The organism is Clostridium sp. LBM24168 (assembly GCF_052953915.1).
Genome location: NZ_CP196861.1, coordinates 992135 through 1008764 on the forward strand (window position 1 = coordinate 992135; position 16630 = coordinate 1008764).

At 31.8% G+C, this 16630-nt stretch carries 17 protein-coding genes and 2 pseudogenes; 16 read left to right on the plus strand and 3 right to left on the minus strand.

Features of this window, described 5'->3' with window-relative positions:
* Position 1: 1 nt before the first annotated feature.
* From ACSVC9_RS04850 to vanS, 6 genes are all read left to right on the plus strand, one after another.
* The gene (locus tag ACSVC9_RS04850; RefSeq protein WP_446899226.1) at positions 2-685 is read left to right on the plus strand and encodes a DNA alkylation repair protein; all 684 of its coding nucleotides are present in this window, start codon (positions 2-4) and stop codon (positions 683-685) included.
* Positions 686-944: 259 nt separating this feature from the next.
* Positions 945-1295 (plus strand): helix-turn-helix transcriptional regulator, encoded by a 351-nt coding sequence (locus tag ACSVC9_RS04855; protein WP_446899227.1) that lies wholly within the window; start codon positions 945-947, stop codon positions 1293-1295.
* Between the two features lie 21 nt (positions 1296-1316).
* Positions 1317-1904, plus strand: a complete 588-nt coding sequence (gene clpP, locus ACSVC9_RS04860) for an ATP-dependent Clp endopeptidase proteolytic subunit ClpP (protein WP_446899228.1) — start codon at positions 1317-1319, stop codon at positions 1902-1904.
* 131 nt (positions 1905-2035) lie between these two features.
* Entirely contained in the window at positions 2036-2527 is a 492-nt protein-coding gene (locus ACSVC9_RS04865; RefSeq protein ID WP_446899229.1) for a flavodoxin family protein, read from the plus strand.
* 28 nt (positions 2528-2555) lie between these two features.
* Positions 2556-3254 (plus strand): VanR-ABDEGLN family response regulator transcription factor, encoded by a 699-nt coding sequence (gene vanR / locus ACSVC9_RS04870; protein ID WP_446899230.1) that lies wholly within the window; start codon positions 2556-2558, stop codon positions 3252-3254.
* Positions 3232-4377: a vancomycin resistance histidine kinase VanS gene (gene vanS, locus ACSVC9_RS04875; protein ID WP_446899231.1), complete on the plus strand. Its 1146-nt coding sequence runs from the start codon at positions 3232-3234 to the stop codon at positions 4375-4377. The genes vanR and vanS overlap by 23 nt, the downstream gene beginning before the upstream one ends.
* On the opposite strand, the gene ACSVC9_RS04880 is transcribed toward vanS, so the two are convergent.
* A complete protein-coding gene (locus ACSVC9_RS04880) occupies positions 4367-5071 on the minus strand; it encodes a VanZ family protein (protein WP_446899232.1) in 705 nt (234 codons plus the stop codon). The two genes, vanS and ACSVC9_RS04880, sit on opposite strands and share 11 nt — an antisense overlap.
* A 155-nt stretch (positions 5072-5226) precedes the next feature.
* Between ACSVC9_RS04880 and ACSVC9_RS04885 the strand changes: the two are divergent.
* The 5 genes and pseudogenes from ACSVC9_RS04885 to ACSVC9_RS04905 form a co-directional block, all read left to right on the plus strand.
* Positions 5227-5829, plus strand: a pseudogene (locus tag ACSVC9_RS04885) (D-alanyl-D-alanine carboxypeptidase family protein); the annotation flags it as partial.
* Positions 5830-6073: 244 nt separating this feature from the next.
* The gene (locus ACSVC9_RS04890) at positions 6074-6178 is read left to right on the plus strand and encodes a MerR family DNA-binding transcriptional regulator (RefSeq protein ID WP_446899233.1); all 105 of its coding nucleotides are present in this window, start codon (positions 6074-6076) and stop codon (positions 6176-6178) included.
* A gap of 126 nt (positions 6179-6304) precedes the next feature.
* Positions 6305-6889 carry a GyrI-like domain-containing protein gene (locus tag ACSVC9_RS04895; protein ID WP_446899805.1) on the plus strand — a complete coding sequence of 195 codons (585 nt, stop codon included), beginning with the start codon at positions 6305-6307 and terminating at the stop codon, positions 6887-6889.
* Positions 6890-7140: 251 nt separating this feature from the next.
* A complete protein-coding gene (locus tag ACSVC9_RS04900; RefSeq protein WP_446899234.1) occupies positions 7141-7653 on the plus strand; it encodes a sigma-70 family RNA polymerase sigma factor in 513 nt (170 codons plus the stop codon).
* A gap of 5 nt (positions 7654-7658) precedes the next feature.
* Positions 7659-8774, plus strand: a complete 1116-nt coding sequence (locus ACSVC9_RS04905; protein WP_446899235.1) for a DUF4179 domain-containing protein — start codon at positions 7659-7661, stop codon at positions 8772-8774.
* A gap of 166 nt (positions 8775-8940) precedes the next feature.
* On the opposite strand, the gene ACSVC9_RS04910 is transcribed toward ACSVC9_RS04905, so the two are convergent.
* Both ACSVC9_RS04910 and ACSVC9_RS04915 read right to left on the minus strand, forming a co-directional pair.
* Complete coding sequence (locus ACSVC9_RS04910; protein ID WP_446899236.1) at positions 8941-10296, minus strand: permease prefix domain 1-containing protein; 1356 nt, start codon at positions 10294-10296, stop codon at positions 8941-8943.
* Positions 10289-10645 carry a PadR family transcriptional regulator gene (locus ACSVC9_RS04915; protein WP_446899237.1) on the minus strand — a complete coding sequence of 119 codons (357 nt, stop codon included), beginning with the start codon at positions 10643-10645 and terminating at the stop codon, positions 10289-10291. The genes ACSVC9_RS04910 and ACSVC9_RS04915 overlap by 8 nt, the downstream gene beginning before the upstream one ends.
* Before the next feature lie 1118 nt (positions 10646-11763).
* Between ACSVC9_RS04915 and ACSVC9_RS04920 the strand changes: the two genes are divergently transcribed.
* The 5 genes and pseudogenes from ACSVC9_RS04920 to ACSVC9_RS04940 all read left to right on the plus strand — a co-directional run bounded on the left by ACSVC9_RS04920 (position 11764) and on the right by ACSVC9_RS04940 (position 16249).
* Entirely contained in the window at positions 11764-12519 is a 756-nt protein-coding gene (locus tag ACSVC9_RS04920) for an ABC transporter ATP-binding protein (RefSeq protein ID WP_446899238.1), read from the plus strand.
* Positions 12520-12725: 206 nt separating this feature from the next.
* Positions 12726-13040: pseudogene (locus ACSVC9_RS04925) on the plus strand (FtsX-like permease family protein); the annotation flags it as partial.
* 51 nt (positions 13041-13091) lie between these two features.
* A complete protein-coding gene (locus tag ACSVC9_RS04930; RefSeq protein ID WP_446899806.1) occupies positions 13092-14486 on the plus strand; it encodes an ABC transporter permease in 1395 nt (464 codons plus the stop codon).
* 368 nt (positions 14487-14854) lie between these two features.
* Positions 14855-15733, plus strand: a complete 879-nt coding sequence (locus ACSVC9_RS04935) for a DMT family transporter (RefSeq protein WP_446899239.1) — start codon at positions 14855-14857, stop codon at positions 15731-15733.
* A gap of 129 nt (positions 15734-15862) precedes the next feature.
* Positions 15863-16249, plus strand: coding sequence for a phenylalanine--tRNA ligase beta subunit-related protein (locus ACSVC9_RS04940; RefSeq protein ID WP_446899240.1), 387 nt, complete (start codon positions 15863-15865; stop codon positions 16247-16249).
* Positions 16250-16630 lie beyond the last annotated feature (381 nt).

A 16630-nucleotide genomic window follows, 5' to 3' on the forward strand; every position in this document is an offset into this window, starting at 1 on the left:
ATTGAACAAAAAAATACGAGAGAAAATTTTTGAACTGGCAGATGAAAAATATAAAGAATTCCATACTAAAATATCTCCTACCAAGTCCAATATAATTGGAGTTAGAATGCCTCTATTGAGAAAACTTGCAAAGGAGATAGCAAAAGGAGACTGGAGAGAATATCTCACAACAGCTGAGAGTGAATATTATGAGGAAATAATGCTTCAGGGGATAGTGATAGGGTATGTAAAGGTTGATGTAGAGGAAAGGCTTCAGCTTATTGGTGAATTTATTCCTAAGATTGATGGCTGGGGAATTTGTGACAGTTTTTGCAATGGACTTAAATTTATAAAATCAAATAGAGAAAGAGTTTGGAATTTTATACAACCTTATTTGAAATCAAATAATGAATTTCATATTCGTTTTGGTGTAGTGGTTCTGTTGGATTTCTATATAGATGAAATTTACATAAATCCTGTGCTTGATATTTTGGATAAGATAAAGAACGATGGTTATTATGTAAAAATGGCAGTTGCCTGGGCTGTGTCAATTTGTTATATAAAATTTCCCGAAAACACAATGTTATATTTAAAGAATAGTTCTTTAGACGATTTTACATATAATAAATCACTTCAGAAAATAACAGAATCTCTTAGAATTGATAATAAGACAAAGCTAATTATTAAAAGTATGAAACGTAAATAAATTATTGGAATAATGATATATGAAATGGAAAAATAAGTAATGCATTTGCTACTGTTGTTGGGGTGATTACCATCTTAGCAGCTTTTGAAGTATGTTAAAGACATTAGCTAGGGTTACAGTTAACAATCCTTTTTTATAATCAGCATTGTAAGAAAAGACAAAGATAATGCTTTTATAATAGAGGAGCAAAAAAAGACAGGATTTACACTGGCGGCTGATATATAATATAGAAAAGCTCAGAGGAGGGAGTTGATCTTAGATGAATTATAATGTTTGTATTAGGAAATCCATTGAATATATAAATAGTAATCTGGATAAAAAAATAGGGCTTCAAGATATTGCAGGGAAGGTGTTTCTGTCGAAGTTTCATTTCCATAGAATCTTTCATGCTGCTACAGGAGAATCAGTAGCCGAATATATAAGGAGAAGAAGACTTGAAGAAGCTGCGAAGGAGCTTGTAAATACGGAAAGCAAAATTGTGGATATAGCATTGAAATATCAATTTAGTTCACAGGAAGCTTTTACGAAAGCATTTAAAAAACTTTATGGAGCACCTCCCAGGAAGTTCAGGAAAAATTCAAACAACGGTATTGCTTTTATGGCAGCATAAATACAGTAAAGGGGTGGTTTGATGAGCTATGTGCCAGTTGTTGTTGAACATACAAATTCGGGAGAACGTTCTTATGATATATATTCTAGACTTCTAGAGGACAGGATAGTAATGTTGAATGAGGAGGTGACGGATGCAACGGCAAGTGTCATTGTGGCACAGCTTTTGTATCTCGAATCCGAGAACCCTGATGAAGATATCAATTTTTATATAAACAGTCCGGGAGGATCAACTACCGCGGGGATGGCAATATACGATACAATGCAGTATATAAAGCCGGATGTGTCAACCATATGTATTGGTATGGCCGCCAGTATGGCATCCTTTTTACTGACGTCAGGTACAAAGGGGAAAAGATATGCGCTTCCAAATAGTGAGATATTGATTCATCAGCCATCAGTATATGGAGGAATGCAGGGCCAGGCTACGGATATAGAAATTCACACCAGGTGGCTTCTTGAAACCAAGAAAAAAATAAATAGAATATATAGTGAAAGAACGGGGAAACCTATTGAAAAGGTAGAAAAAGATATGGAAAGGGATTATTTTATGTCTGCAAAAGATGCTGTGGATTACGGAATAGTAGACGAAGTGCTTTCTAAAAAATAATATCATAGTTCGATATTAAAAAAGGGCCTTGAATAAAGGCCTTTTTTGTACTTAAATGGATTTTTTGAATTACTTATTATAATATGTAGGTATAAGAATTTTTAATAAATAGAAAAGAGGTAGATACTGTTATGGGAAATAAAATTCTCGTTGTATACTATTCACTTGAAGGAAATACAAAGTTGATAGCCGAAGCTATCTCAAAAGCTGTATCAGGTGATGCACTGGAGATAAAGCCCCAAAATGATATAGATCCAAACAGCAAGATGAGATATTTGATAGGTGGTAAAAAATCTATGACCAGGGAAAAACCGAAGCTTTTGTCCTATGATATAAAGCCGGAAGAGTATGATGTTTTATTTATTGGAACTCCAGTCTGGGCGTGGAATTTTGCTCCTGCCATGAGAAGCTTTTTTGCCAGGACGAGTTTGAGACATAAGAAGATAGCTTTGTTTAGTTGCAACGGTGGAAATAATGGAAAAACTTTTGAAAATATGAAAAGTGAACTTGGAGAAAATGAATTTTTGGGAGAAATTGAATTCAAAAACCCTCTTAGCAATAATACAGAAGAAAATGTAAAAACAGCTGCACAGTGGGCTGAAAATGTATGTAAAAAACTATAATTGTTCAGGTATGGAAGGGATGGAGCCTATGAGTATCAATATTTTGGTTGTAGACGATGAACAGTCCATAGCGGATCTGATTGAAGTTTATTTAAAAAATGAAGGTTTTACAATATATAAATTTTATAACGGTCAGGATGCGCTGCGGTGTGTTGAGTCGGAACAGTTGGAGCTTGCAATACTTGATGTAATGCTGCCGGATATTGACGGTTTTACTCTCTGCCGGAAAATCAGGGAAAGTAATAATTTCCCTATTATCATGCTGACTGCCAAAGAAGAAGAGATTGACAAGATTACCGGATTGACATTAGGTGCAGATGATTACATAACAAAACCCTTTCGCCCTCTGGAGCTTGTTGCCCGTGTCAAGGCGCAGCTCAGGAGATTTACCAAATATAATTCTGCGGAGCCAAATCAGGAAGAACACTTGATTGCCTTTTCAGGACTGGTACTGGACATGGACACCCATGAATGTACGCTGAGTGAAAAAAAGCTGTCTCTAACTCCTACAGAGTTTTCAATTCTCTGGGTTCTTTGCTCCAATTGTGGACGGGTGGTAAGTTCGGAAGAATTGTTCCATGAGGTATGGAAAGACAAGTATTTCACCAACAGCAATAATACTGTAATGGTTCATATCAGGCATCTAAGAGAAAAAATGCAGGACAGCGCGGAGCATCATAAATATATCAAAACGGTATGGGGAGTTGGTTATAAAATTGAAAAGTAGGATAGATAAAAGAAGAAATGATTATACCAAATTAAAAGGGAAAGTATTTTTTCAGATGCTTCTGATTACAGTTGCCGCGGCTGTGATTGTTTATCTATTGCGCCATATTCTTCGCGGACAGATCGGAGATCGTATTGTTAGATATTTGGTCAGCGCTTTTCATTTTCAAAATTTGGACGCACAGGAAATCTATCAGTTGGTGATCCGCAACAATATGGAAATGATCCTTTTCGTTGTAATCCTAATATTTTTAGCCGTCCTTTTTCGATTTTCTGTTTCCTGGTTTACCAAATATTTTGATGAAATAAGTACTGAAATGGATAAACTTACTGAGGATTCTGATGAAAAAATTACATTATCACCGGAATTGGATTTTATGAAAAATAAGCTTAATCAGATAAAAAGCAATCTGGAAAAGCAAAAAAAAGCTGCTATTGATGCCGAGCAGCGCAAAAATGATCTGGTAGTTTACCTGGCTCATGATATAAAGACACCTCTGACCTCTGTTATAGGATACTTGAGCCTTCTGGATGAAGCTCCTGATATGCCTCCTGAACAGAAGGCAAAATATGTTGGCATTACCCTGGAAAAGGCTTATCGATTGGAGCAGCTTATAGATGAGTTTTTTGAGATTACAAGATTTAATCTTCAAACTATTGTTTTGAATAAAGAGAAAATCAATTTACTGTTCATGCTCCAGCAGATGGCGGACGAATTCTATCCAATGCTGACTCCACAGGGAAAGCAGGTATCCGTCAATGTGCCTGACAGCCTTATTCTGTGGGGAGATGCGGACAAACTGGCCCGTGTATTCAATAATATTCTGAAAAATGCCATAGCCTACAGCTATGAAAACAGTGTCATTGACATTTCCGCCGGGCAGCAGGATAAAAATATCGTTATAACTTTTACTAATAAGGGGAATCCAATTCCACGAGAAAAACTGGAAACGATATTTGAAAAATTTTTTCGGTTGGATACATCACGTTCCACCAATACAGGTGGTGCCGGGCTTGGATTGGCTATTGCCAGGGAAATCGTAAACGCCCATGGAGGTAATATTTTCGTGCAAAGTGATACAGAAAAGACAGTTTTTACTGTGGTGCTTCCACTTATATGTTAACTCTAATTTTAAGTACGAATTGCAGTAAAGGTATTAAAAATGGGTAAAACACAAACAGCATACCGGCAAATGCAATGGACATATAAAAGCATACTTCTTCACGAAGGAGCAGGGGTATTTTTCCCGTATTTGTACTTTGAACAGAAATCCTGTTCTGTAGTTTTGATAAATGCTTTTTCAGCAGCCTGAAAATTACCCATCCAATTAACGCTCCGAGAGTATTCATCAGTAAATCATCAATATCCGTTATTCTTCTATTGAACAATTGACTCAATTCTATTATAAAAGAGAATATGACACCTGATAATGCTGTTTTCCATAATACTTCATACTTTTTCCAAATACATGGGAGCATAAATCCAAGAGGTATAAAAAGCAATATATTTTCCATGTATGGGCTGGCGTTCTCCGCAATCCAGCGAAATGGAATCAGATTAATCTCATCCGGTGAAATATTCAATCCCTTTGGTATTATTATTCCAAAGTTGTCATGAACAATATCTCCTATGGAAGTAATACCAGTAAAACTCAGCACGCCAGTAAGATAGTACACAAAGATATATACGATTATAATATGTTCAATTGACAGTTTACGGCCAGTCTTTTTGCTTTGAGAGGTCAGTAGTATATGGTATGGAATCAAGAATGGTAAAGTACCAATAAAACATGTAATCGACACTATAATAATAAACATTAGATTCACCTCCGTTGTAATTGACTCGTTCATAATAGCATATAAAAAAAAGAAATGTCTTAATAAAACCTTAAGAAATTCATAGGATGGAATTACAACATGGCTCTTTTTTCTGTGGTTAAATAATACCAGTACAGAATAAGGAGCTGTTTTATATGGTACAAAAAGAAAAAATGGAAAACTCAAAAATATACATACTTGTAATATTTCTATTGATGGCTGTCATTGTTGCTAGTGTTTATAAATTCATCATTACCTCGGAAAACAAAAATATCTTTAAGATAGAACCGGATTCAACTGTCTCCATATCTTCCGATAAGCTGAACAGCCCCAATGTTATTCTGATCCGTTTAAAAGATCATGCTATCCTGATGCAAAAAAACAGCGAAGAAAAAATCTATCCTGCTTCTTTGACTAAAATTATGACAGCCGTTGTTGCAATAGAAAATTTATCTGATCTCAATGAAGAAATAAGACTTACCAAGTCCACATTCCAGGGGCTGTACAAAGCAGATGCATCGATGACGGGCTTTCAACCGGGTGAAAAGGTAAGCTCCATTGACCTTTTATATGGGGCATTGCTTCCAAGTGGTGCAGAGTCCTGTATTGGGCTTGCAGATCAAATTGCAGGTTCGGAGCAGGGATTTGTAACGATGATGAATCGAAAGGCGGCAGATCTTGGTATGGACAATACCCATTTTGAAAATGCAACGGGACTTCACAATTCACAGCAGTATAATATTACCGATGCATTAGCTGCATACAACAGTATAGGAAAATAATAAGTTCTTTATATGATACTTTGGCTATTAAATTATAATCCTTTGTATACGTCTTGATTGTGATTATATAAATTCGTTGAGTCCGTTTTTTTGATAAATTCAGTCAATTGAAGGGCAGCTTTTTATAAGAAGATTACGAAAACCTATTGACTCTGACACTATGTGAAGGTTTAATATGTAATTAACCACTTCGAAGAGGAATAAGATTTAGGAGGATTCTATGTATACTATAGGTCAATTTTCGAAAATTGGAAGAATTTCTATCAGGATGCTCAGGTATTATGATAAGCTGGGATTGATAAAGCCAAGTTTTATCAATCCTTAAAATCAATACAGATATTATGAAAAGCACCAGGTAAAGGATATATTGAAAATAAATAAACTTAGAAGATACAGATTTTCATCAAATCAGATAAAACAAATTATGTAAGACAGTACCAATACCACCTTGATGATATTATTGTCAAAGCAGGTACATGAAATTGAATTTCAAATACAGTCTTCCAAGAATATTCTGCTTGAATTAAAAGGTTCTTTAAATAAATTAGAGAGAGGTGAAGATATAATGAATTCAAAGCGAAATTTCAATATTTTATTAGATACCTTAAAGGACACAAGAGTTTTGAGTCTGAGAGATACCATTCCAATGGACAATATAGACAATTTAATCGGTAAAGTCTTCGGAACTGTCTCCAGTAACGGTCTATCTATTAATGGAAACATAATGACCCTGTACTATGATGAAGACTTTGATCCAAATAATGCGAACATAGAGATCTGTATACCTGTGGATAGAGAATTGAAAACGCCACGAATATCAACAAGAATTCTAAAAGGAGGCCTATACTGCCATACTACCTTTATAGGCCCCTATAGTGAAATTGGTGAAGCTTACAGAGAAATCCTGGACTGGATTGACAAAAATTCCCACAAAATAATTGGAGCCCCTCATGATGAATATATAAAGGGTCCCGAATCCAAATACAGCCCCAACGAATTTATAACGGAGGTCTATTTTCCAATAGGCAAGAAATAAAAGCTGTCAAATTAATTATTGGCTTTGGGTAAATTTTGCCCATATAGAAATATAAACTGGTTTCTCCTAAAATATAGAAACCAGTTTTTTGATTAATCCGAATTGGGATGAATGCCTTATTTATATTTAGAAGATAGTAACATGAAAATTATCTATAGAAAATAAATAAAACGAAACTATGCTTTCAAATGTCTAATAGATGACAAGTTATTACTAGTAATAATATTATATCTTGCTTGGAGGATTATTATATGAATATTGAGGAGTTGGTTATTAAAGCAAAAAATAGAGATGAAAATGCTTTTTGTGAACTTATAAAAATGAACAAAGAGACTCTATATAAAACAGCATATTTTTATACGAAGAATAAACATGATTCATTAGAAATATTGGATGATACTGTATATAAAGCCTATATATCTATAAAAAAATTGAAGCAGGGAAAGTATTTTAATACTTGGATAATGAGAATACTCATAAATAGTTCTATTAACTATATAAACAAAAGAAAAAGATTTATATTTTTTGGTAAGAATGTTGATAGAAGTAAAGATTATAAGTCACTTGACAATAGAGAAGAAATATTGGATTTATATAAGGCTATCGATACATTGGAAGGCAAATTTAAAATGATAATAATACTTAGGTATTTCAACGATTTGACTGTTCCGCAGATAGCTGATATTATGGACTACCCTATTGGAACAGTAAAGACTTATATTCATAAGGCTTTAAAGCAATTAAGAATTGAATTGGAGGAATAGAGAAGATGGATTATGATAAAAAATTTTTTGGGAATAATCTAGAGCCTGTAGAAATTCCAGAAGAAATTGATTTTGTTATAGATAGAGCTATAAAAAGAGCAAAGAACAGAAAGAAAAATATTTTTTTAAAAGTTACAGGTTCCATAGCAATTATGTTTGCCTTGTTTGTGTTTTTGAATAAAGCATCACCTGTTTTTGCTAATTATATAAATAATGCATCAACAGAAGTAAAAAATTTACTCAGCAATTTTGGAGATAAAGGAATTGATAATGCAGTAAGAAATGGATTTGTGCAGGAGGCTGTTAAAAATAAAAATGATTTTTCTCAATCAGCTAAAGACAAGGGAATTACAGTAACTATAGACCAATTTACTATGAGTGGAAATGAACTTCTTATTGGGTATAGTGTAAAAGCTGATAGTAGATATAATGATTGGAATGATTTAATGTGTGATTCACTACAAATTCTAGATAACAACGGTAGAATACTGTTTGATGGAAGTGACAGTGATGCTGTATATAGTTCCATTTATTATATAGATGTAGATAAGGGGAACTTTAAAAATTCAAGGACAAAAAAAGGAATTTTTCACTTTGGCACTAATAAAACTAAAATATCAAAGCTGCCTGATAGTATTACTATTAAATTTTACGATTTTTATGACAATACCATCAGTCCGCATATTTATAAAAAAATGAATTTTTTTGATAAATTATCTCATAAAGCTCCTAAAATCATTGCTGGAAATTGGCAGGTCAATATAAGAGTTGATGACAAATTGAAAAATGCCAAGGAAATTAATTATGTAAAAGATATTAATGCAGATGTAAATTCAGCTATAAAAATAAAATATGTAAATGTATATCCTACTGTAGCAAATGCTAAACTTTCAGTTCCTGTTGATATGAACATTAAGAATGTATATCTTGAAGATGACAAGGGAAATAAATACAGGTGTGGTACTAGAGAGCGTTATAAGGACGACAATCCTAATTTTCGTGAAGAAATTTCTGATTTTGAGAGTCCCTATTTTGAAAAAGTCACAAAATTGTATTTGGTAATCAAAAGTGAAGAAAATAATGTGGAAAAGAATTTTAAAATAGTACTTAAGAAAAAATAGGCATATAATTGTATTTTACTGGAATTTTTCAAATAACATATGTTACGTAACATATGTTATTTGTGTTTGCAAAAGAGGAGAAAAATCTTTTCAAATTTATTTTTATGTCGGATGGACATTATAGAAAATGATGAAAATCAGGAGATTATACATATTTAATAAGTCCTCAATGAAACGCAAAAATAAGTGGGAAAACGAAGGCGACAACAGCCATCCAGAATGCATATACATTGAGATAGGCAGTTTGCCATTTCTCAAGCAGGTTAAACTCTAGCTTTTCCCTAAAGAAACCTAGGTATAGAATAGCCAAGCCCCCTAGGTTAATCATCAAGATCAGATTTTCACCCAGCGCGGCGATCTTATTTGGTGATATGCCATAGATCGAAAGCCGGTAGGCAATAGCTGAGAGTGCGACGAAATTGATGATTAGGGCCATTACGATGAGGGCGAAATTCATGTAATCGAAAAAGTTTGGCAGATCATTAAGACCTCTTGCCGATATCACATACAAAACCAAGCCGAGTACCACAACGAGCATGATGTCAAAACCGATTAGAAAGTTTCTCTCGTCATAAGGGCTTTTACCAGTGGCAATTATTGTGATTAAGAAAGCTGCCATACCGCTTAGAAACAGTGGGCTGAAAATTTTCGCCAAAATTGGCGCGAAGTTTTCCACAATGCTTTTTTTTACCTCTACTAAATAGATTGCAACCATAGCGGAAGCACATCCACCGTAGACAAACAAATACTCCTCATTGAACCAGAAAATATTGATTTTTATAGTGCTGAATATAATTTGAATAAACATTCCCAATACGATGATACCACAAAAAACCAGGCCGCCGTAAATGATTGTTTCACCTGTAAAACGGAGAAAGTCCATACGACCTTTGCTTTCTCTCCAGCCTTTGCCGATGTATAGTATGCCAGTAATTAGCCATAACAAAATCGGAAGGTGAATCGCCGTTAAGAGTTCCGTGTCATTGGGTGCAAAAGAAGGATAAAGGTTGATGATGATTGCGGAAAGGCAGAAGGTACCTAGGACCGCCATACCGTATTTCCAGCTTAGCTTTCCTGTAATTAAAAAATAAAGGGCAATTAGCGGCAATATAAATAAACTCAGGTTTTTGAAATAAAACAAGGTGTAAGCAGGGTCAGTCAGGTTATAGCCAAATAATTCAGGAATTTTAGCAAGTGTTCCGGCAAACAGGGAAAATAGAACAACCAGGACGATGTTCCTATGGTTTTTCCTCTTCGAGGATGAATCGGTCTGTTCCACCAGCAAATGTTTCCAAAAAGTTGTCATATTGATCTTCGAGTATTCCTTGGAGATTGCGTTGACATTACCTAATCGTTTAACACTGATGATAAAAGCTTCCTCCAGGGTTAGCCCAGCTTTGGTGAGATCATTTATCTCGTCCCTGAGATGGCTTTCCAGCTCAAGGATATCATCTTCTTTCAATTTACCGCGTGAACGTAAATGGTCGCTCCATGAGCGAATATTGAATTCCAAATCAAACATGGTGTTCCTCCTCATTTTTACTTATAATGTTTTTGGTTTTCTCGAGAGTGGAATTGACGATTTCCCATTGTTTCATCTGCATTTCCAGTTTTTCCAGACCTGCCTCGGTTATCCTGTAATATTTTCGGTTGCGTCCTGTCTCAGAGACCTTCCAGTAAGATTCAATGAATTGTTGTTTTTCCAGACGATGTAAAACAGGATATAGCATTCCCTCCGTCCAAACAATTTCGTTTTTAGATAATTCTTTTACTTTTTTGATAATCAGGTAACCATAGCTGTCGCTTTCTTTTATAATTGCCAAAACTAGGGGGGTTGCGGAGGCAGCAATCAAATCTTTTGATACATTCATAAATTTCCCCTCCCTTATACCTAATATCTCTAGGTATATTATACATAGGTGTATTAGGTATATCAAGCAGTTGTTAAATAATAGGATGTTTATTTGATGATATTAGTGCAGTATCTCTGCCTGATTTCCTGGCTTAATATCAGATCACTCACCAGTGCCAGATTTTGACCTGCGAATGAGATATAGCATGTATACTGGCTGCGACAAAGCCAAGCATACTCAGACGATATATAAGCTATGGACATTGCAAAGTTTGAACAAACTGTGGCATTTTACATACAATTTGCAAGAAGATAACAAAGCTGTTTTGTTTCTGTATCTACAGCAAAAAACGGGAAATTTGTTTGCCAACTTTTACTTGTTGAAATATAATTAATTTATTGGTAGTAGTTTTATAAATGGGAATTTAATCCTATTTGCAGGTATATTTAATAGAATCAATATCTATATCTTTATCGCCATTGGATTGGTCGTAATAGAAGTATTGATTCTTCTGTTGTTTGGGTGGAGATACCCGTTGACGGCTGTGGGGAAAAAATATACCGATGATTATGAGACAGGTTTTGATATTTTCTGAATTTATTTGTGGAATAATGAGTGGCTTCTTAGTCACATCTATTTTCACCTAATGACACAAGGAGAAACTCAATTGTCTTATTTATGAAGATCAGGTGTCGGCATTTTGGACAACTTGGGCTGTAAAGTAAACTAATTCTTATATGTAATTTAAAAAGGGGAGAAGTAAAAATGATATTATCAAGACCCTGGGACTGGACAAAAAATTTTAATGACAAGTGACTTGTGCCTTACATAGAAAGTGTATATTTTGCCTTAATACGGAAGAAACAGAAATTTCAATATTTTTTAGATTTAGGCAGCAGACTTGGACGACATTCAATTTATATGATCCGTAAAGGCTATCAGAAATATGAAAATAATTAACTATCAATCTGTAAATTTGCAAAAAGAAAATTTGATGGGTAAACAAGTTTATTATAAGGTAACGTTGTAGCAATTCAGTTCATCAAGGAAAAAGGTATTGCCGGAATAAACGCAGAGAAATTGCCAATTAGCATATAAAAAAATGTTGAAATTATTAGAATGAAGGATTAAATATTATGAATATATTGGAAATGAAAAATGCATGCAAAAAATACTTTATTAATAAAAAAGTTAGTACAATAGCTTTGAAGAATATAGACTTGACATTAAGAAATAATGAATTTGTGGCGATTATGGGAAGTTCAGGAAGTGGAAAAACAACTTTGTTAAATGTAGCATCTGGTATAGATAAATGTGATAGAGGAGAAATAGATATATGTGGTAATGATATATGCAAAATGAATAAAAATGAATTGTCGTTGTTTAGAAGAAATAATATTGGTATGGTATTTCAAGATTTTAATTTACTTAGTAGCTTAACTGTAAAAGAAAATATTATGATTCCATTAATTTTAAATAAAAGATATGAAATTATGGAAGGAGATATAGTTAGCAAATTGTCTAGTATGCTGGGGATAAGTGAAATAATAGAAAGATATCCATATGAAATATCTGGTGGACAACAACAGAGAGTTGCAATTTGTCGTGCTATTGTAAACAATCCTAAGATAATATTTGCTGATGAACCTACAGGAAATCTCGATTCGAAGTCCTCTGGAAAAGTTTTATCATATTTTGAATTGCTCCATAATAAATGTAATGCAAGTATACTTATGGTAACACATGATCCATTTTGTGCTAGCTATTGTGATAGAGTTATATTTTTACAAGATGGTTTGATTATTAAGGAAATTAAGAAGAAAAGTGAAAAGATTGATTTTTTTAATTATATTATTAAAATAATACAAAATTTTAATACGTTTAAAAATTAAAAATTCAGGAAAGGAAAATATGATAATAAATATATCATATAAGATTTGATATGACATTTAGTGAAATTGCATTTAAAATGTTTAAGGCAGATGCAAAAAAATATATGCTATTTATTTTGTGTAATTTATTTTCAATTGCCATTTTATATAGTTTTATATCAGTATCAGTCAATAAGCAATTTATGAATGCTTCTATTGTTGACCCAATGATATCTAGTAATATATATGCACCTACTTTTTTAGTTTTGATATTTACTGGTATATTTATCCCTTATTCTCAAAGTATTTTTATAAAATCTAGACAGAAAGATTTTGGTATTTTATTAACGCTTGGTATGACAGAAAATGAAGCTAAGAATAGAGTGTTAATAGAAAATTTAATATTATGTATAGTTTTTTTAGTAAGTGGACTAGTAGTAGGTACATTTTTGTCTTTGTTTTTTTTAAACTTTATTCGTAATATAGTAGGTATATATAGTATTAGTATTACTGTGTCGTTATTATCATATAAAATAATGACTTTATATGTATTGGGTATATTTGCAATTTCATTAGTTATAAATATTTGTATTATGATTAAAAGTACTATATATGATAAGATAAAATCTGCTGAGAAGTCTGAAAATGGAAAACATTATAATATTAGATTACTTTTTGCTGGAGTAGTATTTACAATTACTGCTTTTATTGTAATGATTATTTTTTATCACGTAAATAGTAATATATGGTTCTTAAGCTTAATTTTTTGTATATTAGGCTCAATTTTAATATTTTTTAATGGAGAAATATTAATGGAATATTTAAAAAATAAGTATTATAAGAAATATATAAAAGATATTTTTCTATTTTCAGATATAAAATATTATTATAATAAGAATAAAAAAATATTTTTTGCTACTACATGGATATTTTTTACTATCTTATTTTTTATTGTATTTAGCTTGGTAACTTACCCTAACTTTACTAAAAATGCTGTTGTTTATCATCCATTTCATATGATATATGGTGAAATTGAAGACGATTTTAAACCTCTGAATGATAATGAAATTAAGTCTATTGTATATAATAATGGTAATGATATAACTGCACATTATGATGTTAGATTTATAAGAAATAATGCTTTTACAATATTTTGTGTAGATGATGTGAATAAAGTTATGAAACAAAGTTATAAGATTAAATCAAATTCGTTTATATATGTCTATCCATATGATGTAAATGATGGTTATGAACATGACACTAATTTAGATATTTCCAGTATAAGTATTAATTCTCATAAAGATACAAAAAAATTTACTCTACAAAACACAATTATTAATCCTTTATTTGGTAAAATAAATTGCATATCAGACAATATAATTTTAGTTAATAAAGAAGATTATAAATGGATAACAATAAATAGTATCGATTACTATTTGAAAGGAATATTACATTTATATAATTTCCGTAATTGGTATAGTTCTGATAGCATAGTAAAACAAGTATCAAGTAAATTAGCCAAAGAGAATAATACTGATAATAATGATAGTTTTTATAAAATAAGCTCAAGGATAGAGGCATATAACATGGCTTTAAAAAGTTCTAATTTTTTAATATTTATTATAATATACATATGTGTTCTTTTATACTTTTCTGCTATAATAATGATCCATTTTAAATTAAAAATGGAATATAAAAATGAGGGAAAAAGATGTTTTAGTCTATATAGAATTGGCATAATGAAGACAGAGATAAAAAAAATTATATTTCAAAAAATACTAATAATGTATTTTATCCCATTAATATATGCTATTATAATAAATATTGCATATAGTTATTATGATAATAGTTCATATGGATATGGTATCATAGGTGTTTTATTTGCTCTTATTACTTCATTTGTTTTTTTAATAATACATTTAGTAATATGTAGATTGTATTTTAATATATATTATAAAAAAATTATTTCAAAATTAGATTTAAATTAAAGGCATGTATTAATGTGTAAAATGGTTCAAGATTAATCGTGTATTTAAAGTCTGCTAGCTTGATGCTGATACAATTCCTGGATTTAGATTTCCTAAAATTCGTTCTTGACAAACTTCACTGAGGGTGACAAAATAGCAATATACAAGGGCAACTTAAACATAGTTCACAACAGTTTAAGTTTAGTTAGTAATGCTGTAAGACAAAAATTAAGGGAAATATTTCTTAATTGAGTATAGTAAAGTAGGAGGTAATAAAATGATTTATTCACCATTAAATGAATGTGATGTTCCTGTTATCCGTTAATCAGCGGATAATTTCCGCTGACAATTTCAATCTATTCTGAAATTTTAAAGCGGAGGGAAATTAAATGCGTTCAAATAAAATTCTAGGTGCTATTTTTCTTAGCACATCTGCCAGTATCTGGGGCGGTATGTTTGTAGTTGTTAAAGTTGTTGTTGAATATATACCACCAGTTGAGTTAGTATGGTTGCGTTATCTAATTGCGCTTTTTTTCTTAGCTATTTTTGCATTAATAAAAGGAATAAAATGGCGCATTGAACGAAAAGATTTATTTTTAATTTTCCTAATTGGATTAATTGGAAATACAATCTCAATTGTTACACAAGAAGCTGGGACCTGGCTATCTTCTGCTCAATTAGGTGCAGTTATTACATCGGCAACGCCAACTTTTATGATTATTTTTGCATGGTTCTTACTAAAAGAAAAGATCAATTTGGTAAAAATAGTTTCAATTATTATGGCTACTTTGGGTGTAATTATGATTGTTGGTATTCATATAACAGGTAGGCATGGACTATTGGGGGCACTGTCGTTAGTTGTTGCTGCACTAACTTGGGCATTAATGTCAGTCCTCATAAAAAAAGTATCTGGAAAGTACGATTCACTCCAAATTACAATTTATGCTACTTCTGTTGCTGTTGTTTGTTTAACACCATTTGTAATAAATAATTTTTCTGTATTTAATAATATTCATTTTACTGATTTGAAAATAATATTCAGTTTGCTTTATCTAGGTATTATCTCTACTGCTATTGGTTTTGTAATGTGGAATAAGGGACTTCAGTTAATGAATGCTGGTAGTTCAGGCCTATTTTTCCTTTTTCAACCCATAGTAGGTACTTTATTAAGCTGGCTAGTTCTTGGTGAGAGTATTTCCTGGGGATTCTTTTTGGGAACAGTATTAATACTAGGCAGCGTTTGGGTAACTATACGGTTTGTTGATTAATATACCTGTTGAGAAAGATATTATGAATTAAAAAGGGAGAATGGAAAATGAATATAACGTTAAATCAGAAATTACCTATTTAAAAATGAAAAAAAGAACGATGTGATATGGGAAAAGTTAATTAATCCCATGCTTGTCAAAATTGAAGAAATAGATACATTAGAAACAATCCATCCTCCGATAGCTTATGGCGTCGAATTATTAAGAAAAAAAGGTCTCTATCAAATCAATGCTTTAGTAGACTTGAATAACTATTTATCATTAAAATTAAAATTTCCACTTGGGAGTTATGATTTGGATAAAATTTTTGGTAATGTGGTTTTATCATCTGGAACATCCAATGATAGTTATCAAGGTATTGGGAAAAGCGAAATCAATTTAGAAAATCTTTTATTATTGAAAGATGACAAGGGTCCCTTTGGTAGCCCAACATCTGATTCTAATAGAACTATGATTGATATAAAAACAAAGATTGCCTTGGTTGTAAGTTTATATGTTTGGATTAGAGTATTCTGACATGGAAATAATTCAAGCTACAGTTAAAAATGATCTAGAGAAGTATTTAAAAAAATCCGTGATCGAAGATCAAAGCATAATTACAACGAAAGGTCGGTAATTTGAATAAATGAAAATTTTATAAAAATAGAATTTTAAATAGTAGTAACTGCTTGTGCAGGGCTACTATTTTTTTATAAGTAAAACTATTAATGCTAATAGTAAATTGAGAATAAACTATTTAAGATAAGTCTGTAGCTGGCATTATCTCTTTCCTAGATATATTATAAAAATAGAAAATTATTTGCTGATGATATAAAAAAGACAACGAATGCTTTATTTTTTTAAAAGATTGTAACGAAATTTAGTTTAAAGAGTCTTATGTATGAAAGAGAGGTGAAA